This is a genomic window from Pseudomonas sp. S1(2024) (genome assembly GCF_046557535.1).
On the sequence record NZ_JBKGFP010000007.1, the window covers coordinates 1 to 18,342 of the forward strand.

The following is an 18,342-nucleotide window of genomic DNA, read 5'->3' on the forward strand; positions in this document are numbered from 1 at the left end:
GTGGGAGCAACTGTCTTTAGAAATTTATTTTCAAGCGTGCCATTCGGGCAGGGCTTCGCTCGATACCGCGTAGCGGTGTCGTTGGCGAAGCCCGCATTTGTAGAAAATCGATCCTCGTTCGTGATCAGGTTGCGGGTACCTGAGGCTTGAGCTCTTTCCACTCCGTTCCGTCACGCAGCATTGCGTTCAGGCGCACCAGCAACACGCGCATGCACGCCACTGCGGCAACTTTTGCGCACTTGCCTCGGGCTATCAGGTCTTCATAGCGGGTTCTAACTTCTGGGACATGCTGGATCATTGACCAGATCGACATGTAGGCCGCCTTGCGGACTCTGTAACGCCCGCCTTCGATCTTCCTCGGGCCACTCTTCTTGCCGCTGTCTTTGTTGTACGGCGCTAACCCAGCCAAGGCTGCAATTTCGCGCCCCGTCACGCGTCCCAGCTCAGGTAGGTAGGCCATGAAGGTGCCACAACTGATGACGCCAATCCCTTTCACAGACCTTAGCCGCATGGCTGTCGTGCGATCCAGCACGTTCGAGGCGCGCTCAATCGCCTTGTCCAAAGCCTTAATCTGATCATTCAGGTAAGCGACATGCTCGGTATAAACGGTAATGGCCGTAACTGAAGTGGTTTGTTTCATCCGACGCTTGTCATCATCCCGATGCTGGACAAGATTGCCACGGAGTTTGATGAGCTCTCCCAGTTCATCCCGATCTTGATTAGGCTCTATCTGCGGCAAGTCCTCGAAATCCCTGGCAAACCGCGCCAGCATCTGGGCGTCGATCTTGTCAGTCTTGGCAATTTTGCCCATGGCACTCGCATAGTCCCGACAGCGCTTGGGGTTGACCCTGATGACGTTCAAACCCTCCAGTCGCAAGGCTTTGAATACGGCTCGTTCATAGCCACCAGTGGCTTCCAGCAAGACCCGTTCGACCTCAAGCTCGTTCAGGCATGCGATCAGTTGCGCAAAGCCCTCTGGGTCATTCCTGACCTGGAACTGGGGAATACTTTCAGGAAGAAAGCCCACATCCAGAGTCGCTTTCGAAACGTCGAGACCAACGAAGTAGGAAATCATCGCCAAGCCCTCTTACACTCAAGAAGTGAGAGCACTCTGACTTAGCCCTAGCTTGTGACTACGAGTTCGCCACTCATTCAACTGTTCGGGCTTAGGTCAGAGTGAGAGGTGGATGGCGACTAGGCTCCCACTCGTGCTTTAGAGCACATCTGGCTTTCAGTCTGCCATCCACTGCTCTCACCCTTTCGAGTTTAAGAGACCTTGAAGACACAAGCTGGCTTGCCTGCGATGGGCCGCAAGGCGGCCCCGGCAATCTCAGCCGCGAGCCAGCTGCCGGCGCAACTCAGCCAACACTGGCGCCGTATCCGGCCGCACCCCACGCCAGATAAAGAACGCCTCAGCCGCCTGCTCAGCCAGCATCCCCAGCCCATCCAGCACCTTGGCCGCCCCCAGCTTCTCTGCCCACTGGCAAAACGGCGTAGGCTCCTTGCCATACATCATGTCGTAGCAAACCGTGCGCCCCGCCTCGACCAGGCTGTCGGCAATCGGCGGCAACTCACCGGCCAGGCTCGCCGAGGTGGCATTGATGATCACATCCACCGGTTCCTGCAACCAGGCAAACCCGCTGGCCACCACCGGCCCCAGCTCATCGAACTCACGCGCCAGCTGCTCGGCCTTTTCCACGGTACGGTTGGCAATCACCAGCGACTGCGGCTTGTGCGCAAGGATCGGCTCCAGCACGCCACGCACCGCACCACCAGCACCCAGGATCAGAATGCGTTTGCCCGCCAGCTCGACCCCGGCATTCACCGTCAGGTCGCGCACCAGGCCAGCGCCATCGGTGTTGTCGCCCTGCAGGCTGCCATCGGCCAGCTTGCTCAGCGTGTTCACCGCGCCAGCGCGCTGGGCACGCGGGGTCAGGCTGTCGCACAGGCGGTAGGCCTCTTCCTTGAACGGCACGGTGACGTTGGCACCGCGGCCTTGCTTGAAGAAGCCGCGTGCGCAGTCACTGAACTCGTCCAGCGGCGCCAGCAGGGTGGCGTATTCCAGGTCCTGGCCGGTCTGTTCGGCGAACAGGCGATGGATCAGCGGCGACTTGCTGTGGCCGATGGGGTTACCAAAAACGACGTACTGGTCCATGACGGCTCCTTGATTGTCCACAGGCTTACTGGCCGAGCCAGTCGCGGTCCTGCAGGAAGTACTCGGTCAGGCGCGCTTCTTCACTGCCGGGCGCGGCCTTCCAGTCGTAGCCCCAGCGCACCTGCGGCGGCAGCGACATGAGGATGGACTCGGTGCGGCCACCGGACTGCAGGCCGAACAGGGTGCCACGGTCGTAGACCAGGTTGAACTCCACGTAGCGGCCACGGCGGTATTCCTGGAACTCGCGCTGCTGCGGGGTGTAAGGGGTGTCCTTGCGGCGCTGGATGATCGGCAGGTAGGCGTTGACGTAGGCGTCGCCGATGGCGCGGATGAAGGCGAAGCAGGTGTCGAAGTCCCACTCGTTCAGGTCATCGAAGAACAAGCCACCGATGCCGCGTGGCTCGCCACGGTGCTTGAGGTGGAAGTAGCGGTCGCACCAGGCCTTGTAGCGGGGGTACACGTCGGCACCGAACGGCGCGCAGGCCTGCTCGGCCACACGGTGCCAGTGGATGCAGTCTTCTTCATTGCCGTAGTACGGGGTCAGGTCGAAGCCGCCGCCGAACCACCAGACAGCCTCTTCACCTTCCTTTTCGGCGATGAAGAAGCGCACGTTGGCGTGGGAAGTGGGCACATGCGGGTTGTGCGGGTGGATCACCAGCGACACCCCCAGGGCCTCGAAGCCACGGCCCGCCAGCTCGGGGCGGTGGGCACTGGCCGACGGCGGCAGACCGGCGCCGAACACGTGGGAAAAGTTGACCCCGCCTTTCTCGATCACCTTGCCATCGCCGATCACCCGCGTGCGGCCCCCTCCACCGGCTTCGCGCACCCAGGCGTCCTCGACGAAGCGGGCGCCGCCGTCTTCAGCTTCGAGGGCAGAGCAGATGCGGTCTTGCAGGTCGAGCAGGTAGGCTTTCACGGCCTCGGTGCGGCTAGTCATCGGGTCACCAGGAACGGGCAGGGAAGAATTCGCCGCGTAGCATACCACCCCCAGCCCGCGCGCCGCAGTTGACGGCGATCAAGCAAAGGCGTCCGATAGAAGGCCTTTTCCCGACCCATACGACAGGAGTGCGAGATGGCCAAGCGTATCCAGTTCAGCCAGCATGGCGGCCCGGAAGTGCTGCAGTTTGTGGAATTCGAACCAGCCCCGCCAGGGCCACAGCAGGTGCGTGTACGTAACCATGCGATCGGCCTGAACTTCATCGATACCTACTTCCGCAGCGGGCTGTATGCACCGCCATCCCTGCCTTCAGGGCTGGGCACTGAAGCGGCTGGCGTGGTCGAGGCCGTGGGCGAGGGCGTGACCCGGCTGAAAGTGGGTGACCGCGTGGCCCATGCCGGCGGCCCGTTGGGCGCGTACAGCGAGGTGCATACGCTGCCGGAAGCCAACTTGGTGAAGCTGCCCGACAATATCAGCTTCGAGCAGGCAGCGGCGGTGATGCTCAAGGGTTTGACCGTGCAGTACCTGCTGAAGCAGACCTATGAGGTGAAGGCGGGTGACGTGATCCTGTTCCACGCAGCAGCTGGTGGTGTGGGTTCGTTGGCGTGCCAGTGGGCCAAGGCCTTGGGCGCCAAGCTGATCGGTACCGTGAGTTCTGCCGAGAAGGCCGAGCGGGCCAAGGCGCTGGGGGCTTGGGCGACCATCGACTACAGCCGTGAAGACGTGGCCAAGCGGGTGCTGGAGCTGACCGACGGCAAGAAATGCCCGGTGGTGTATGACGGTGTGGGTGCCGACACCTGGCTGACCTCGCTGGATTGCCTGCAGCCGCGCGGGTTGATGGTGAGCTTTGGCAATGCCTCGGGGGCTGTGAGCGGGGTGAACCTGGGAATTCTGGCGCAGAAGGGTTCGCTGTATGTGACCCGACCGACGTTGGCGAGCTATGCCAACAATGCCGAGAATACCCAGGCCATGGCCGATGACCTGTTTGCGATGATTGGTAGTGGGAAACTGGTAGTGGATATCCAGCAGCGGTATCCGCTGAGTGAGGCGGCCAAGGCGCAGAGCGAGTTGTCGGCACGGCGTACGGTGGGGTCGACGGTTCTCTTACCTTGAGAGAAGTACAATTCGGCTTATCAAGCCTATATATAAAATAAGAATTTTGGCAGTGGTATTGCTGCGTTTGATCGTTAAAACAGGCGAGCGGAGCAATACCATTGCCTTAATTCTTTGTCAAGAAATCGTCACAACGATAATCAGGCGAACGCAAATTTCAGATAATAGCCTTCAGATCTCTTTTACACCCAGGGCGCACTTATAAGTACTTCCCGCTCCAACCATTACAGTCTTACCAGAAACCACGTAATTTTTTCCAGAAACATTTAAATTAGAGTCTTTTTCTAGATGCTTGAACAGGAATTCCGCATCATTGACCGGAAGCGGCGTCCCTGGTACTCCACCACTCAACACCAGCACACTATATTCATAATTCATTTCAAAACACCTCAGTTGTAAGTGCAGGTCAACTGTGTCTAATAAAACAAAACCAAACAACTGGCATTTTTAATAGTTCTCTATTTTCAAGTATTGTGTTAGCACAGAGTCAATACAGTTTGCCGATAGCAGCTAGGGAGTCGGCGCGCTGTGAGTGAGTCGAGCAAATTGGCGCATAGGGGTGAACTAGTACAATGATTTTTCCATCGCCGGATCGGCCAGCGAAAACCAGTTCAAAGGATGTCTCCGGTCGTACACCGCGGTGAATGGCACCGGCTACGCCGGCCCCGCTCCCACAGGTACTGCGTCGGCCTTGAATAGGGCGCTATGCCTGTGGAGAACGGGTGGTTGGTATCGACTCGATACCATCGAGAATCGCCTCCACCAATCCCTCTGCCAATTCAATGGAATGCAGGCTCGACCAATACATGCCACGGCCTTCTTCGCGCAGGTACTCAAGGGCTTTCGAGCCCGTTTCGTAGGCGCCTCGCAGATACAGAGCTACATGAACCAAGGCGTCCTCGGCGGAAATGTTCGGGTTTACGGTGAACAGCGGTTCGTGGCCGGCATCGCAGCGGCCGAAGGGGCGAGTAGAGGTGCAGGGAAGCGGTGGATCGGGGACTATTTTCTTCATCATTGGAAAATGCTCCTCATTGCCGCCACCAATCACTACCACGTGAATGGGTGGCAACTGTACGCGAGGTGGTAGACCCGGGCATTTTCCAATCCAGGCAGGCTCGAAAGCCTCCCACGCACAGCCGCCATAGACTGCCATGGAAAAAATGCATCCGGGCTACCACACCCGATCGCCAAGGTATTCAGCGACGGATGAAGCCTAGAGGCACTGGTTCCCACTGAGAAGGTGATGGCAGGGGACGCGGCTTGTAGGATATTTCCCAAGCCGCAAGCTGGACAGCCATTCGGGATAAAATCAGAAAAATCTGGGGGGCTTGGCCCTGACCTGTGGGAGCGGGCATGCCCGCGAACACGGGCGCAGCCCGTGCCAGGCACCGCGTTGGATTCTTCGCGGGCTCGCCCGCTCCCACAGGAGGTCCCGGCCAGGCCTGTGGGTATGAGTTAGCCTGGCCGAACGACTTCGCCTGTGGCCAGGTTGCGAATCACACTCGGGTTCTTCCTTCCACCCAAGGCCCCGCCCAGTACCAGATCCAGCTGCCCATGGAAGTACTGCTCCACCCGCAACCGGGTCTTAGCCGCCGGGCGCCCGCCCGGGTTGCACGAAGTGGAAATCAACGGCCCCACCAACGCACACAGCTCACGTACCACCGGGTGGTCACTGACCCGCAGTGCCACGGTGTCATGTTGCCCGGTAACCCATTCGGGCAACAGGTCCTGGTGCGGCACCAGCCAGGTGTTCGGCCCCGGCCAGGTGCTGCCCATGCGGTCGATCCAGTCTTCGGGGAAATCCTCAAACAAGAAGTCGAACTGGCGGATGTTGTCGGCTACCAGGATCAGGCCTTTATCCACAGGCCGCGACTTCAGCGCCAGCAGGCGATACACCGCGTCCTCGTTCCACGGGTCGCAGCCCAGGCCCCAGACCGCTTCCGTCGGATAGGCGATCACTGCGCCCGCCCGGATCTCACGTGCGGCTTGTTGCACACGAAAACTGCTCACCATTTCTGTTACTCCGCCTATATACCTTGCTTGTGAGCAGTGTACTTAGCCCGCGCGGGCAAACCAACGCCCGGCTTCATTGCTGACCCGGCCTTCCAGCTCCAGTTCGGTCAGCTGCGCCAGCACGTCGGCCAGCGGCAGCTCGCTGCAGTGGGCCAGGCTTTCGCTGGTTTGTGGCGCAGCGTGCAGCAGGGCGAGCAGGGGATGGTCGAATTTATCCACAACCGCAGGCGGCAGGTTCTGCCAGCCCTGCAGGCTTTCCAGTATCTGCTCCACGCTCTCCACCAGCAGCGCGCCGTCACGGATCAACTGGTGGCAGCCTTTGGCCCCGGGGTGGTAGATGGAGCCCGGTATGGCATACACCTCGCGGCCTTGCTCGGCAGCCAGGCGTGCGGTGATCAGCGAACCACTGGCCAGGCTTGCCTCGACCACCAGCACGCCCAGCGACAGGCCACTGATGATGCGATTGCGCCGCGGGAAGTTGCCAGGTAGCGGCCCGGCATCCAACGGGTACTCGGAAACCAGCGCGCTACCGTTGTCGATCATCGCTTGCGCAAGCGATTTGTGGCGCTGTGGATAAAGTTTTTGCAACCCCGTACCGAGCACGCCAATCGTGCCCCCGCCAGCCTGCAATGCGGCCCGATGAGCGGCACCGTCGATACCCACGGCCAAGCCGCTAGTAATGGTGAAACCGGCCTGCGCCAGGTAGCGGGAAAATGCCGCAGCAGTGTCGAGTGCTGGGGGTGAAGCACGCCTGCTGCCCACAATTGCCAGCTGTGGGCGCTCGAGCAAGGCCGGGTTGCCAGCGACGAAAAGCAGTGGAGGGGCATCGTCGATTTCCGCCAATAGTGGCGGGTAGCCAGGGCCATCCCACATCAGTAAATGCTGGCTAGGGCGCTCTAGCCAGGCCATTGCGGCCAGTGCACCCTCACGAACTTCGGCACTGCGCCGGGCATCGATGGTGGCCTGGGGTATGCCCAATGCGCGCCAGGCGCCGGCGGGTGCACACAGTGCCGAAGAGGCACTGCCAAAAGCCTCAAGCAAGGTGTTAAAGCGACGCAATCCCGTATCCGGCAGCCGGTGCAGGCGTAATCGGGCCTCCAGTTCGGCAGGCGGAAGAGGCGACGAATGGTAGGTCTGCATGGGGATCATCCTTGATCGAATCGGGGCCATCGACGTGGCACAAACTGTGGATAACTTTGTTGATAACGCTTTGACAACCTGTCCATCGAATGGGCAATAAGCTGGCCCTGAAAACCCTAGACGAGCTTTCACAGGTGCTGAAATCCCCGTTTCCCTTTATTATGTGTGCTCAGTTTTCAACCGAACGCACAGTGACTGCCTGACCTTATGGCCATCTTGAACATTCTCGAATTCCCGGACCCGCGCCTGCGCACCATCGCCAAGCCGGTGACGGTGTTCGACGACGCCCTGCGTCAGCTGATCGACGACATGTTTGAAACCATGTACGAAGCCCCTGGCATCGGCCTGGCCGCCACCCAGGTCAACGTGCACCAGCAGGTCGTGGTCATGGACCTCAGTGAAGACCGCAGCGAGCCGCGCGTCTTCATCAACCCCACGGTCGAAGAGCTGACCCACGACATGGGCCAGTACCAGGAAGGCTGCCTGTCGGTACCTGGCTTCTACGAGAACGTCGACCGCCCGCTGCGTGTGCGGGTCAAGGCCCAGGACCGCGACGGCAAGCCATACGAGCTGGAGTGCGAAGGCCTGCTGGCGGTGTGCGTACAGCATGAATTCGATCACCTCAACGGCAAGCTGTTCGTCGACTACCTGTCGCAGCTCAAGCGCGACCGGATCAAGAAGAAGCTGGAAAAGCAGCACCGCCAGCAAGCCTGATCCCCACCTTCCAGAAGGCTTGCTCCGGCAAGCCTTTTTCTTTTTTGAAGCGAGAACTCCATGCGCATCGTCTTTGCAGGCACTCCAGAGTTTGCCGCCGAACACCTCAAGGCCTTGCTCGACAGCCCGTACGAGATCGTGGCCGTCTACACCCAGCCCGACCGCCCCGCTGGCCGTGGCCAGAAGCTGATGCCGAGCCCGGTCAAGCAACTGGCTGTGGCCCATGACATCCCGGTGTTCCAACCGCCGACCCTGCGCAACGCCGAAGCCCAGGCCGAACTTGCGGCGCTGAAGCCGGACCTGATGGTAGTGGTCGCCTACGGCCTGATCCTGCCGCAGGTGGTGCTGGATATCCCGCGCCTGGGCTGTATCAACAGCCATGCTTCCCTGCTGCCCCGCTGGCGCGGTGCCGCACCGATCCAGCGCGCCGTGGAAGCCGGCGACGCCGAGAGCGGTGTGACCGTGATGCGTATGGAAGCGGGCCTGGACACCGGCCCGATGCTGCTCAAGGTGGTCACGCCGATCAGCGCCGAGGACACCGGCGGCAGCCTGCACGACCGCTTGGCCGAGATGGGCCCGCCCGCAGTCGTACAAGCCATCGCCGGCCTGGCCGATGGTTCGCTGCAGGGTGAAGTGCAGGACGATGCCCTGGCCACCTACGCGCACAAGCTGAACAAGGACGAAGCGCGCATCGATTGGAGCCGCCCGGCCGTCGAGCTGGAACGCCTGATCCGTGCCTTCAACCCGTGGCCGGTGTGCCACAGCACCCTCGATGGCGAAAGCGTGAAAGTGCTGGCCGCCAACTTGTCCACAGCGATAGGCAACCCGGGTGAGATCCTCTCCGCCAGCAAGGACGGCCTGGTTGTCGCCTGCGGTGACCAGGCACTGAGCCTGACCCGTCTGCAACTGCCCGGCGGCAAGGCACTGAACTTCAGCGACCTGTTCAACAGCCGTCGCGAGAAATTCGCCAGCGGCAAGGTGCTGGGCCAATGAACCCACGTCTCGCCGCCGCCCGTGCCCTTGCCGCTGTACTCAGTGGCAAGGCCTCGCTGAACAGTTCGCTGCCAGCGCAACTGGACAAGGTCGATGAACGCGACCGCGGCCTGACCCAGGACCTGGCATTCGGCACCGCGCGCTGGCAGCCACGCCTGGACCTGCTGGCGGCGCAGCTGCTGCAGAAGCCGTTCAAGGCCGCCGATGCCGATGTGCAGGCGTTGCTGCTGGTCGGCCTGTACCAGCTGTTCTACAGCCGTATCCCGGCCCACGCTGCCATCGGCGAGACCGTCGGCTGTGCCGACAAGCTGAAGAAACCGTGGGCCAAAGGCCTGCTCAATGCCGTGCTGCGTCGCGCCCAACGCGAAGGCGAAGAATTGCTGGCCGGCATGGAGCGCGACCCGGTGGTACGCACTGCCCACCCGCGCTGGCTGCAGAAGTCGCTCAAGGCCTTCTGGCCAGAGCAGTGGGAGGCCATCTGCGCCGCCAACAACGCCCACCCGCCGATGATCCTGCGGGTCAACCGTCGCCACCACAGCCGCGATGCCTACCTGGCACTGCTGGCCGAGGCAGGCGTTGGCGCCAGCGCCTGCCAGTACAGCCGTGACGGTATCGTGTTGGCCGAAGCCTGCGATGTGCGCGGCCTGCCAGGCTTTGCCGAAGGCTGGGTGAGCGTGCAGGACGAAGCCGCGCAGCTGTCCGCCGACCTGCTGGAACTGGCCCCCGGCCAGCGCGTGCTCGACGCCTGCTGTGCACCGGGTGGCAAGACCTGCCACCTGCTGGAAGCCGAAGCCGGCCTGGCCCACGTGGTGGCCATCGACCTCGAAGCCAAGCGCCTGACCCGCGTGCGCGAGAACCTCGACCGCCTGCAATTGGACGCCGAGCTGATCGCCTGCGATGCCCGCAACACCGCCAGCTGGTGGGACGGCAAGCCGTTCCAGCGCATTCTGCTCGATGCCCCCTGTTCGGCCACCGGCGTGATCCGCCGCCACCCTGACATCAAGCTGACCCGTCAGGCCGACGACATCCCGGCCCTGGCCACGCTGCAAGGCGAGCTGCTCGATGCCCTGTGGCCGACCCTGGAAGTGGGCGGCATGCTGCTGTACGCCACCTGCTCCAGCCTGCCGACCGAGAACACCGAAGTGATCGATGCCTTCCTTGCCCGCACCCCGGGCGCCCGTGAGCTGGACCTGGCCACCGAAGCCGGCCTGCGCCAGCCCCACGGCCGCCAGTTGCTGGCCCAGGAAGGCGGCCACGACGGTTTCTACTATGCCAAGCTGATCAAGATCGCCGCCTCGCGCGGATAAAAACAAAAGGTAGGGAGTAGCGGATGAAGATCATCATCCTCGGCGCAGGACAGGTAGGCGGTACGCTGGCGGAGCACCTGGCCAGCGAAGCCAACGACATCACCGTGGTCGACACTGACGGCGACCGCCTGCGCGACCTGGGCGACCGCCTGGATATCCGCACCGTTCAAGGCCGCGGCTCGCTGCCTACGGTGCTGCGCCAGGCCGGTGCCGACGACGCCGACATGCTGGTGGCGGTAACCAACAGCGACGAAACCAACATGGTCGCCTGCCAGGTGGCCTATTCGCTTTTCCACACCCCAACAAAAATTGCCCGGGTGCGCGAGTCGGCCTACCTGACCCGCGAAGAGCTGTTCGACAACGACCATATCCCGGTCGACGTACTGATCAGCCCCGAGCAGGTGGTGACCAACTACATCAAGCGCCTGATCGAGCACCCAGGCTCGCTGCAGGTGATCGACTTCGCAGAAGGCAAGGCCCAGCTGGTGGCAGTGAAGGCGTACTACGGTGGCCCGCTGGTAGGCCAGCAACTGCGCCAGATCCGCGCGCACATGCCCAACGTCGACACCCGCGTGGCGGCCATCTTCCGCCGCGACCGCCCGATCACCCCGCGGGGCGACACGGTGATCGAAGCAGACGACGAAGTGTTCTTCATCGCCGCGAAGAAGGACATCCGCGCGGTGATGGGTGAGCTGCGCCGTATCGACGAAACCAACAAGCGTGTGGTCATCGCCGGTGGCGGGCAGATCGGCGAACGCCTGGCCGAGGCCATCGAAAGCCGCTACCAGGTGAAGATCATCGAGATGAGTCCGGCCCGTTGCCGACACCTCTCCGACACCCTGGAAAGCACCGTGGTGCTGCAGGGCAGCGCCTCGGACAAGGACCTGATGCTGGAGGAGAACATCGCCGACGCCGACATCTTCCTGGCCCTGACCAACGACGACGAGGCCAACATCATGTCGTCGCTGCTGGCCAAGCGCCTGGGCGCCCGCAAGGTGATGACTATCATCAACAACCCGGCCTATGTCGACCTGGTGCAGGGTGGCGACATCGACATTGCCATCAGCCCACAGTTGGCCACCATCGGCACCCTGCTGGCGCACGTGCGCCGGGGCGACATCGTCAGCGTACACTCGCTGCGCCGCGGCGCGGCCGAGGCGATCGAAGCGGTGGCGCACGGGGATTCGAAGTCGAGCAAGGTGGTCGGCAAGGCGATCGAAGACATCGCGCTGCCACCGGGCACCACCATCGGCGCGATCATTCGTGACGAAGAGGTGATGATTGCCCACGACGACACCATGATCGAATCGGGCGACCATGTGATCCTGTTCGTTGTGGACAAAAAAAATATCCGGGATGTGGAGAAGCTGTTCCACGTCGGCTTGAGTTTCTTCTAGGAGCACAGGGCATGCGCGAATCGCTGGAGAAGATGTTGGCCAAGGGTGTGGATAACCCGTTGTTGAGGTTCGGCCTGGGCAAGGCCTGGCTGGACGAAGGCAATGGTGCTGAAGCGGCGGTGCATCTGGCACGGTGCGTGGAACAGGACCCGAAGTACTCGGCGGCGTGGAAGCTGCTGGGCAAGGCGCATCAGCTGCAGGGTGACCTGGCGGCGGCGCGCAAGGCCTGGGAGGAGGGGATCGTGGCGGCGCAGGCCCATGGGGACAAGCAGGCCGAGAAAGAGATGACCGTGTTTCTGAAGAAGCTCAGCAAGACATCAGGTTAACGCGGTCCCTGTGGGAGCGGGTTCACCCGCGAATGCGATGTTAGATTCACCGACGCATTCGCGGGTAAACCCGCTCCCACAGGGGACAGTGAAAATCTCAGTACCAGCGTGGCTCGCCAGCCGGGCGCTTCTTGAAGCGCTTCATGCTCCACATGTACTGGCTCGGGTACTCGCGCACATAGCGCTCGACCACCTTGCTCATCGCCGCCGCCGACACGGTCACGTCGGTGCTGTACATCTCTTCCGGCGCCGCCTCCAGGAACACCTTGAAGCCCGAGCCGTCAGGCAACCGCAGGGCATGCAGGAACACCCCAACCGCCTTGCCCCCGGCCAGCATGTTCGGAACGAACTTGCTGGTCAGCGCCTGGGTACCCAGGAACGGCACGAACACCCCGGCCGACTCCGCCGGCTCTGGGTCGGCAGGAATACCCACCTGACCACCACGGCGCACTTCCTTGATCACGCTGAGGATGCCTTCCTTGGTCGAAGGCGCCACGCGGTTGCCCATCTGCACCCGCTGCTCGCGCAGCAGGTCATCCACCGCCTTCAGCTTCGGCGGGCGATAGAAGATGATCGGTTTGCACTGGTTGCAGTAGAAGTGGTTCAGCACTTCCCAGTTACCCAGGTGGCTGGTGATGCCGACCACGCCCTTGCCCGAGGCCAACGCCTGCTCCAGCACTTCCAGGCCGTGCACTTCCTTGACCAGCTCCAGCGAGCGCTGCGGCGGCCAGATCCAGGCACAGGCACTTTCGACGAAGGATTTACCGATATCCTTCAACGCGCGGCCCACCAGCTGCTCGCGCTCGGCCGGGTCCATCTCCGGGAAGCACTTGGCGAGGTTGATGCGCACGACATTGCGCGAGCCGTTGGGGATCTTCCACATCAGCCAGCCAATACCGGCGCCGACGCGCTGCACAGCGCCCCAGGGCAGCTTGGCAAACAGACGCAGCACCCCGACCATCAGGGCGCCCTTGAACTTTTCCACAGGCGAATTCCTTATTTCAGCAAGGCGCGCATTGTAACCCCTCAGCGCAACAAGGCGGCGTAGCGATCGCAATCGGTGGTGTGGTCCATGACCATGCCGGTGGCCTGCATGAAGGCATAGCAGATGGTAGGGCCAACGAACGTGAAGCCGGCTTTCTGCAGGGCTTTGCTCATCGCCTTGGCTTCATCGGTAACCGCTGGCACCTCGCTGCGGCCAGTGAAGTGGTTGATCTTCGGCGCACCACCGACGAATGACCAGAGCCAGTCGGCGGGGTTGTCCACAGCCAGCCAGGCCTGGGCATTACGCCTGGCAGCCTTGAGCTTGAGGCGGTTGCGGATGATGCCGGCATCCTGCATCAACTCCTCGATGCGTTCGTCGCTCATGACGGCGAGTTTCACCGGATCGAAGCCGTGCATCACCTCGCGATAACGCTCGCGTTTACGCAATACGGTGATCCACGAAAGCCCCGCCTGGAACCCTTCGAGCAAAAGCATCTCGAACAGCAACGCCGGGTCACGCTGGGGCGTTCCCCATTCCTGGTCATGGTAGGCCTGGTACAACGGATCGTCGGTACACCAAAAGCAGCGTGGCATAAGGCTCCAATGAGTAGAGGGCGAGGCGAATCAGGTTATACTCCCGCTCTTTACATCCGCATCCCCAGATACAGGTGAATTTCGTGAGCCAGCCTACGCCAGCCGTGCGTACCTTCCAAGACCTGATCCTCGCCCTGCAGAACTATTGGGCCGAGCAAGGTTGTGTGGTGCTTCAGCCCTACGATATGGAAGTAGGCGCCGGCACTTTCCACACCGCTACATTCCTGCGCGCCGTGGGTCCAGAAACCTGGAACGCCGCCTATGTGCAGCCAAGCCGTCGCCCTGCCGACGGGCGGTATGGCGAAAACCCCAACCGCCTGCAGCACTACTACCAGTTCCAGGTGGTACTGAAGCCCAACCCGGCCAACTTCCAGGAGCTGTACCTCGGCTCGCTGAAAGCCATCGGCCTGGACCCGCTGGTCCACGACATTCGCTTCGTCGAAGACAACTGGGAATCGCCGACCCTCGGCGCCTGGGGCCTGGGCTGGGAAATCTGGCTCAACGGCATGGAAGTCACCCAGTTCACCTACTTCCAGCAGGTAGGCGGCATCGAGTGCTACCCAGTCACTGGTGAAATCACCTACGGCCTGGAGCGCCTGGCCATGTACATCCAGGGCGTCGACTCGGTGTACGACCTGGTGTGGGCCGACGGCCCGTTCGGCAAGGTCACCTACGGCGACGTGTTCCACCAGAACGAGGTGGAGCAGTCGACCTACAACTTCGAGCACGCCAACGTCGACAAGCTGTTCGAGCTGTTCGACTTCTACGAAAGCGAAGCCAACCGCCTGATCAAGCTTGAGCTGCCGCTGCCGACCTATGAAATGGTCCTGAAGGCCTCGCACACCTTCAACCTGCTGGACGCCCGCCGCGCCATCTCGGTAACCGAGCGCCAGCGCTACATCCTGCGTGTACGTACCCTGGCCCGGGACGTGGCGCAAAGCTATCTGCAAGCCCGCGCACGCCTGGGCTTCCCGATGGCCACCCCTGAACTGCGTGACGAAGTGTTGGCTAAGCTGGAGGCTGCACAATGAGTGCTCAAGATTTCCTGGTAGAACTGGGCACCGAGGAGCTGCCACCGAAGGCCCTCGCCAGCCTTGGCGAAGCCTTCCTGGCGGGTATCGAGAAGGGCCTGCAGGCCGCTGGCCTGAACTACACCGGCAAGCAGGTTTACGCCGCGCCGCGCCGCTTGGCCGTGCTGATCCGCCAGCTGGACGTGCAACAGCCTGACCGCAGCATCAATATCGACGGCCCGCCCCTGCAGGCTGCTTTCAAAGACGGCGAGCCGACCCAGGCTGCCTTGGGCTTTGCCAAGAAATGCGGTGTGGAGCTGTCGGAAATCGACCAGAGCGGCCCCAAGCTGCGCTTCTCCCAGCACATCCCGGGCAAGGCCACCACCGGCCTGCTGCCGACCATCGTCGAAGACTCGCTCAACGACCTGCCGATCCCCAAGCGCATGCGCTGGGCGGCCAGCCGTGAAGAGTTCGTGCGCCCGACCCAATGGCTGGTGATGCTGCTGGGCGACCAAGTGGTCGACTGCACCATCCTGTCGCAGAAGGCAGGCCGTGAATCCCGTGGCCACCGCTTCCACCACCCGGAAAACGTGGTCATCACCACCCCGGCCAACTACGTCGAAGACCTGCGCAAAGCCTACGTGCTGGCCGACTTCGCCGAGCGCCGGGAGCTGATCAGCAAGCGTACCGCCGAGCTGGCCATGCAGCAGGAAGGCAGCGCCATCGTGCCGCCGGCGCTGCTGGACGAAGTGACCGCCCTGGTCGAGTGGCCAGTGCCGCTGGTGTGCTCGTTCGAGGAGCGCTTCCTCGAAGTGCCGCAGGAAGCCCTGATCACCACCATGCAGGACAACCAGAAGTACTTCTGCCTGCTGGACAGCGAAGGCAAGCTGCTGCCGCGCTTCATCACCGTGGCCAACGTCGAGAGCCGCGACCCGAAGCAGATCGTGCAAGGCAACGAGAAGGTCGTGCGCCCACGCCTGACCGACGCCGAGTTCTTCTTCAAGCAGGACAAGAAGCAGCCGCTGGAAACCTTCAACGAGCGCCTGAAGAACGTGGTGTTCCAGGCTCAGCTGGGTACCGTGTACGACAAGGCCGAGCGCGTTTCCAGGCTGGCCGCCTTCATCGCCCCGCTGATCGGCGGCGACGCCCAGCGCGCCGGCCGCGCCGGCCTGCTGTCGAAGTGCGACCTGGCCACCGAGATGGTCGGCGAATTCCCTGAGATGCAGGGTGTGGCCGGTTACTACTACGCGCTCAACGACGGTGAGCCGGAAGACGTGGCCCTGGCCCTGAACGAGCAGTACATGCCGCGCGGTGCTGGCGCCGAGCTGCCGCAGACCCTCACCGGTGCTGCGGTGGCCATCGCCGACAAACTCGACACCCTGGTCGGCATCTTCGGCATCGGCATGCTGCCTACCGGCAGCAAGGACCCGTACGCCCTGCGCCGTGCCGCCTTGGGCGTGCTGCGTATCCTGATCGAGAAACAGCTGGACCTGGACCTGACCGGTGCGGTCGAGTTCGCGGTCAAGCAGTTCGGCGCCAAGGTCAAGGCCGCCGGCCTGGCCGAACAGGTGCTGGAGTTCATCTTCGACCGCCTGCGTGCGCGTTACGAAGACGAAGGCATCGACGTGGCCACCTACCTGTCGGTCCGTGCCCTGCAGCCAGGTTCTGCCTTGGACTTCGACCAGCGCGTGCAGGCTGTACAAGCCTTCCGCAAGCTGCCGGAAGCCGAGGCCCTGGCCGCGGTGAACAAGCGCGTGTCGAACCTGCTGAGCAAGGCCGAAGGCGCCATCGCTGATCACGTCGAGCCGAAGTACTTCGACAACGCCAACGAGTTCTCCCTGTACTCGGCCATCCAGCAGGCCGACCAGGCCGTGCAACCGATGGCTGCTGCACGCCAGTACAGCGAATCGCTGGCCCGCCTGGCGGCCCTGCGTGACCCGGTCGACGCCTTCTTCGAGGCGGTGATGGTCAACGCCGAGGATGCCAAGGTACGCGCCAACCGTTATGCCCTGCTCAGCCGCCTGCGCGGCCTGTTCCTGGGCGTGGCCGACATTTCGCTGCTGGGGTAAGCCTTGAAACTGCTGATTCTCGACCGTGACGGAGTAATCAACTACGACTCCGACGCCTACATCAAGACGCTGGACGAGTGGGTGCCGATCCCTGGCTCGGTCGATGCGATCGCGCAGTTGAGCAAGGCGGGCTGGACGGTGGCCGTGGCCACCAACCAGTCCGGCATTGCCCGTGGCTACTATGCGCTGACTACCCTCGAGGCCATGCACGCGCGCCTGCGCGCGCTGGTGGCCGAGCAGGGTGGCGAAGTGGGCCACATCGTGTATTGCCCGCACGGGCCGGACGAAGGCTGCGATTGCCGCAAGCCCAAGCCTGGCATGCTGCGGGCGATCGCCGAGCATTACCAGGTCGGCCTGGAAGGCGTCTGGTTCGTTGGCGACAGCAAAGGTGACCTGGAGGCCGCCCTGGCCGTCGGTGCACAACCCGTGTTGGTGAAAACCGGCAAGGGCGAGCGGACCCTGGAAAAAGGCGTCCCGGAAACTACACTGATTTTCGACGATCTGGCAGCTATCGCCAGAGAACTAATTTAAACAGTGCGCCTTCGGGCGCATTTTTCTCAGGCGGGCATGCCCCGCAATGGTACAAGCCACTATGTCGATCCTGCAGGCGATCAGAATCTTTCTTTTTTACCTGCTGCTGGGCACCAGTTCGCTGCTGTGGTGCTCGCTGAGCTTCTTCGTTGCGCCGTTCCTGTCGTTCCCCAAGCGCTACAAGTTCATCAACGTGTACTGGTGCCGTTGCGCGTTGTTCCTGGTGCGCACCATCCTGGGTATCGACTACAAGATCACTGGCGCCGAGAACGTGCCTGATGAGCCTTGCGTGATCCTGTCCAACCACCAGAGCACCTGGGAAACCTTCTTCCTTTCCCAGTATTTCTCGCCGCTGAGCCAGGTGCTCAAGCGCGAGTTACTGTACGTGCCGTTCTTCGGTTGGGCCATGGCCATGCTGCGGCCGATCGCGATCAACCGCGATAACCCCAAGGAAGCCCTGCGCCAGGTAGCCAGCAAGGGTGACGAGCTGCTCAAGCAGAAGACCTGGGTGCTGATCTTCCCGGAAGGCACCCGCGTGCCATTCGGCACCATGGGCAAGTTCTCCCGTGGCGGTACCGCGCTGGCAGTGAATGCCGGCCTGCCGGTGCTGCCGATTGCCCATAACGCCGGCAAGTTCTGGCCCAAGACCGGCTGGGGCAAGCGCGCGGGCACAATCGAGGTGGTGATTGGCGAGCCGATGTACGCCAACGGCACCGGGCCACGGGCCATTGCCGAGCTCAACGACCGCGCTGCGGCGTGGAACGAAGCGACCCAGCGGGCCATGGGTTCGCTGCCGCCAGCAGAGGAAAAACCCCAGGAACAGATGGCCTGACCATCTGTGGATAACTTGTGAACTGTTTTTGGATTAAAAGCCAGAAGTGATCGCTAAGTGTTTGAATTAGCTATTTATTTCTGTGTATGACATTTTTCTGAAAATCGTGCATAAGTTTTTTTGGGGCATAAGAAAACCGGCTTTTACAGCCGGTTTTTTTATGGGCTCATGCGGGTGTAGGTGATCGGTGTAGGAGCGGCCTTGTGTCGCGATAGGGCTGCAAGGCA

General features: G+C 62.1%; 19 protein-coding genes. 10 read left to right on the forward strand and 9 right to left on the reverse strand.

Going from position 1 to position 18,342, the window contains the following annotated elements:
* Nucleotides 1-124: 124 nt before the first annotated feature.
* From ACLCGK_RS04810 to hemF, 3 genes are all read right to left on the reverse strand, one after another.
* Nucleotides 125-1,075, reverse strand: a complete 951-nt coding sequence (locus tag ACLCGK_RS04810; RefSeq protein ID WP_410951390.1) for an IS110 family transposase — start codon at nt 1,073-1,075, stop codon at nt 125-127.
* A 255-nt stretch (nt 1,076-1,330) separates the two neighbouring features.
* The gene (gene aroE, locus ACLCGK_RS04815) at nt 1,331-2,155 is read right to left on the reverse strand and encodes a shikimate dehydrogenase (protein ID WP_410951391.1); all 825 of its coding nucleotides are present in this window, start codon (nt 2,153-2,155) and stop codon (nt 1,331-1,333) included.
* A gap of 25 nt (nt 2,156-2,180) precedes the next feature.
* Nucleotides 2,181-3,092, reverse strand: a complete 912-nt coding sequence (gene hemF / locus ACLCGK_RS04820; protein ID WP_019098072.1) for an oxygen-dependent coproporphyrinogen oxidase — start codon at nt 3,090-3,092, stop codon at nt 2,181-2,183.
* Between the two features lie 147 nt (nt 3,093-3,239).
* Between hemF and ACLCGK_RS04825 the strand changes: the two genes are divergently transcribed.
* Nucleotides 3,240-4,205: an NADPH:quinone reductase gene (locus tag ACLCGK_RS04825; protein ID WP_410951447.1), complete on the forward strand. Its 966-nt coding sequence runs from the start codon at nt 3,240-3,242 to the stop codon at nt 4,203-4,205.
* A 171-nt stretch (nt 4,206-4,376) separates the two neighbouring features.
* Here the strand turns inward: ACLCGK_RS04825 and ACLCGK_RS04830 are convergent, their stop codons facing one another.
* From ACLCGK_RS04830 to dprA, 4 genes are all read right to left on the reverse strand, one after another.
* The gene (locus ACLCGK_RS04830; protein ID WP_156510855.1) at nt 4,377-4,583 is read right to left on the reverse strand and encodes a hypothetical protein; all 207 of its coding nucleotides are present in this window, start codon (nt 4,581-4,583) and stop codon (nt 4,377-4,379) included.
* A gap of 325 nt (nt 4,584-4,908) precedes the next feature.
* Nucleotides 4,909-5,220 carry a hypothetical protein gene (locus ACLCGK_RS04835; RefSeq protein WP_410951392.1) on the reverse strand — a complete coding sequence of 104 codons (312 nt, stop codon included), beginning with the start codon at nt 5,218-5,220 and terminating at the stop codon, nt 4,909-4,911.
* Nucleotides 5,221-5,660: 440 nt separating this feature from the next.
* Nucleotides 5,661-6,218: an L-threonylcarbamoyladenylate synthase gene (locus tag ACLCGK_RS04840; RefSeq protein WP_015268440.1), complete on the reverse strand. Its 558-nt coding sequence runs from the start codon at nt 6,216-6,218 to the stop codon at nt 5,661-5,663.
* Between the two features lie 42 nt (nt 6,219-6,260).
* Nucleotides 6,261-7,358: a DNA-processing protein DprA gene (gene dprA / locus ACLCGK_RS04845; protein ID WP_410951393.1), complete on the reverse strand. Its 1,098-nt coding sequence runs from the start codon at nt 7,356-7,358 to the stop codon at nt 6,261-6,263.
* Between the two features lie 207 nt (nt 7,359-7,565).
* Between dprA and def the strand changes: the two genes are divergently transcribed.
* From def to ACLCGK_RS04870, 5 genes are read left to right on the forward strand one after another with little or no spacing between them, the layout of a single operon-like run.
* Entirely contained in the window at nt 7,566-8,072 is a 507-nt protein-coding gene (gene def, locus ACLCGK_RS04850; RefSeq protein WP_003260000.1) for a peptide deformylase, read from the forward strand.
* 60 nt (nt 8,073-8,132) lie between these two features.
* Nucleotides 8,133-9,065 carry a methionyl-tRNA formyltransferase gene (fmt, locus tag ACLCGK_RS04855; protein WP_410951394.1) on the forward strand — a complete coding sequence of 311 codons (933 nt, stop codon included), beginning with the start codon at nt 8,133-8,135 and terminating at the stop codon, nt 9,063-9,065.
* Complete coding sequence (gene rsmB / locus ACLCGK_RS04860) at nt 9,062-10,372, forward strand: 16S rRNA (cytosine(967)-C(5))-methyltransferase RsmB (RefSeq protein ID WP_410951395.1); 1,311 nt, start codon at nt 9,062-9,064, stop codon at nt 10,370-10,372. Before fmt ends, rsmB begins: the two co-directional genes overlap by 4 nt.
* A 23-nt stretch (nt 10,373-10,395) precedes the next feature.
* Nucleotides 10,396-11,769 carry a Trk system potassium transporter TrkA gene (trkA, locus tag ACLCGK_RS04865; protein WP_410951396.1) on the forward strand — a complete coding sequence of 458 codons (1,374 nt, stop codon included), beginning with the start codon at nt 10,396-10,398 and terminating at the stop codon, nt 11,767-11,769.
* Nucleotides 11,770-11,780: 11 nt separating this feature from the next.
* Complete coding sequence (locus ACLCGK_RS04870; RefSeq protein WP_015268437.1) at nt 11,781-12,095, forward strand: tetratricopeptide repeat protein; 315 nt, start codon at nt 11,781-11,783, stop codon at nt 12,093-12,095.
* A gap of 97 nt (nt 12,096-12,192) precedes the next feature.
* On the opposite strand, the gene ACLCGK_RS04875 is transcribed toward ACLCGK_RS04870, so the two are convergent.
* Nucleotides 12,193-13,080 carry a lysophospholipid acyltransferase gene (locus ACLCGK_RS04875; protein ID WP_003260003.1) on the reverse strand — a complete coding sequence of 296 codons (888 nt, stop codon included), beginning with the start codon at nt 13,078-13,080 and terminating at the stop codon, nt 12,193-12,195.
* 41 nt (nt 13,081-13,121) lie between these two features.
* Nucleotides 13,122-13,673 carry a DNA-3-methyladenine glycosylase I gene (locus tag ACLCGK_RS04880; protein ID WP_003260004.1) on the reverse strand — a complete coding sequence of 184 codons (552 nt, stop codon included), beginning with the start codon at nt 13,671-13,673 and terminating at the stop codon, nt 13,122-13,124.
* A gap of 83 nt (nt 13,674-13,756) precedes the next feature.
* Between ACLCGK_RS04880 and glyQ the strand changes: the two genes are divergently transcribed.
* Genes glyQ through ACLCGK_RS04900 form a run of 4 tightly spaced genes read left to right on the forward strand, consistent with a single transcriptional unit; the run spans nt 13,757 to nt 18,115 of the window.
* Nucleotides 13,757-14,704: a glycine--tRNA ligase subunit alpha gene (gene glyQ / locus ACLCGK_RS04885; RefSeq protein ID WP_013970261.1), complete on the forward strand. Its 948-nt coding sequence runs from the start codon at nt 13,757-13,759 to the stop codon at nt 14,702-14,704.
* Entirely contained in the window at nt 14,701-16,752 is a 2,052-nt protein-coding gene (gene glyS, locus ACLCGK_RS04890) for a glycine--tRNA ligase subunit beta (protein ID WP_003260006.1), read from the forward strand. Before glyQ ends, glyS begins: the two co-directional genes overlap by 4 nt.
* Before the next feature lie 3 nt (nt 16,753-16,755).
* Nucleotides 16,756-17,283, forward strand: a complete 528-nt coding sequence (gmhB, locus tag ACLCGK_RS04895) for a D-glycero-beta-D-manno-heptose 1,7-bisphosphate 7-phosphatase (protein WP_015268435.1) — start codon at nt 16,756-16,758, stop codon at nt 17,281-17,283.
* A gap of 46 nt (nt 17,284-17,329) precedes the next feature.
* Nucleotides 17,330-18,115 (forward strand): lysophospholipid acyltransferase family protein, encoded by a 786-nt coding sequence (locus tag ACLCGK_RS04900; RefSeq protein WP_025337179.1) that lies wholly within the window; start codon nt 17,330-17,332, stop codon nt 18,113-18,115.
* The last annotated feature ends 227 nt before the right edge of the window (nt 18,116-18,342 follow it).

What these genes read in the sequence shown, in the direction of transcription:
- ACLCGK_RS04835 (WP_410951392.1), bottom strand. Translation starts at nt 5,220, where the DNA reads ATGATGAAGAAAATAGTCCCCGATCCACCGCTTCCCTGCACCTCTACT.
- ACLCGK_RS04900 (WP_025337179.1), top strand. Translation starts at nt 17,330, where the DNA reads ATGGTACAAGCCACTATGTCGATCCTGCAGGCGATCAGAATCTTTCTT.
- ACLCGK_RS04810 (WP_410951390.1), bottom strand. Translation starts at nt 1,075, where the DNA reads ATGATTTCCTACTTCGTTGGTCTCGACGTTTCGAAAGCGACTCTGGAT.
- fmt (WP_410951394.1), top strand. Translation starts at nt 8,133, where the DNA reads ATGCGCATCGTCTTTGCAGGCACTCCAGAGTTTGCCGCCGAACACCTC.
- aroE (WP_410951391.1), bottom strand. Translation starts at nt 2,155, where the DNA reads ATGGACCAGTACGTCGTTTTTGGTAACCCCATCGGCCACAGCAAGTCG.
- hemF (WP_019098072.1), bottom strand. Translation starts at nt 3,092, where the DNA reads ATGACTAGCCGCACCGAGGCCGTGAAAGCCTACCTGCTCGACCTGCAA.
- dprA (WP_410951393.1), bottom strand. Translation starts at nt 7,358, where the DNA reads ATGCAGACCTACCATTCGTCGCCTCTTCCGCCTGCCGAACTGGAGGCC.
- ACLCGK_RS04840 (WP_015268440.1), bottom strand. Translation starts at nt 6,218, where the DNA reads ATGGTGAGCAGTTTTCGTGTGCAACAAGCCGCACGTGAGATCCGGGCG.
- ACLCGK_RS04880 (WP_003260004.1), bottom strand. Translation starts at nt 13,673, where the DNA reads ATGCCACGCTGCTTTTGGTGTACCGACGATCCGTTGTACCAGGCCTAC.
- ACLCGK_RS04870 (WP_015268437.1), top strand. Translation starts at nt 11,781, where the DNA reads ATGCGCGAATCGCTGGAGAAGATGTTGGCCAAGGGTGTGGATAACCCG.
- glyS (WP_003260006.1), top strand. Translation starts at nt 14,701, where the DNA reads ATGAGTGCTCAAGATTTCCTGGTAGAACTGGGCACCGAGGAGCTGCCA.
- rsmB (WP_410951395.1), top strand. Translation starts at nt 9,062, where the DNA reads ATGAACCCACGTCTCGCCGCCGCCCGTGCCCTTGCCGCTGTACTCAGT.
- ACLCGK_RS04830 (WP_156510855.1), bottom strand. Translation starts at nt 4,583, where the DNA reads ATGAATTATGAATATAGTGTGCTGGTGTTGAGTGGTGGAGTACCAGGG.
- def (WP_003260000.1), top strand. Translation starts at nt 7,566, where the DNA reads ATGGCCATCTTGAACATTCTCGAATTCCCGGACCCGCGCCTGCGCACC.
- trkA (WP_410951396.1), top strand. Translation starts at nt 10,396, where the DNA reads ATGAAGATCATCATCCTCGGCGCAGGACAGGTAGGCGGTACGCTGGCG.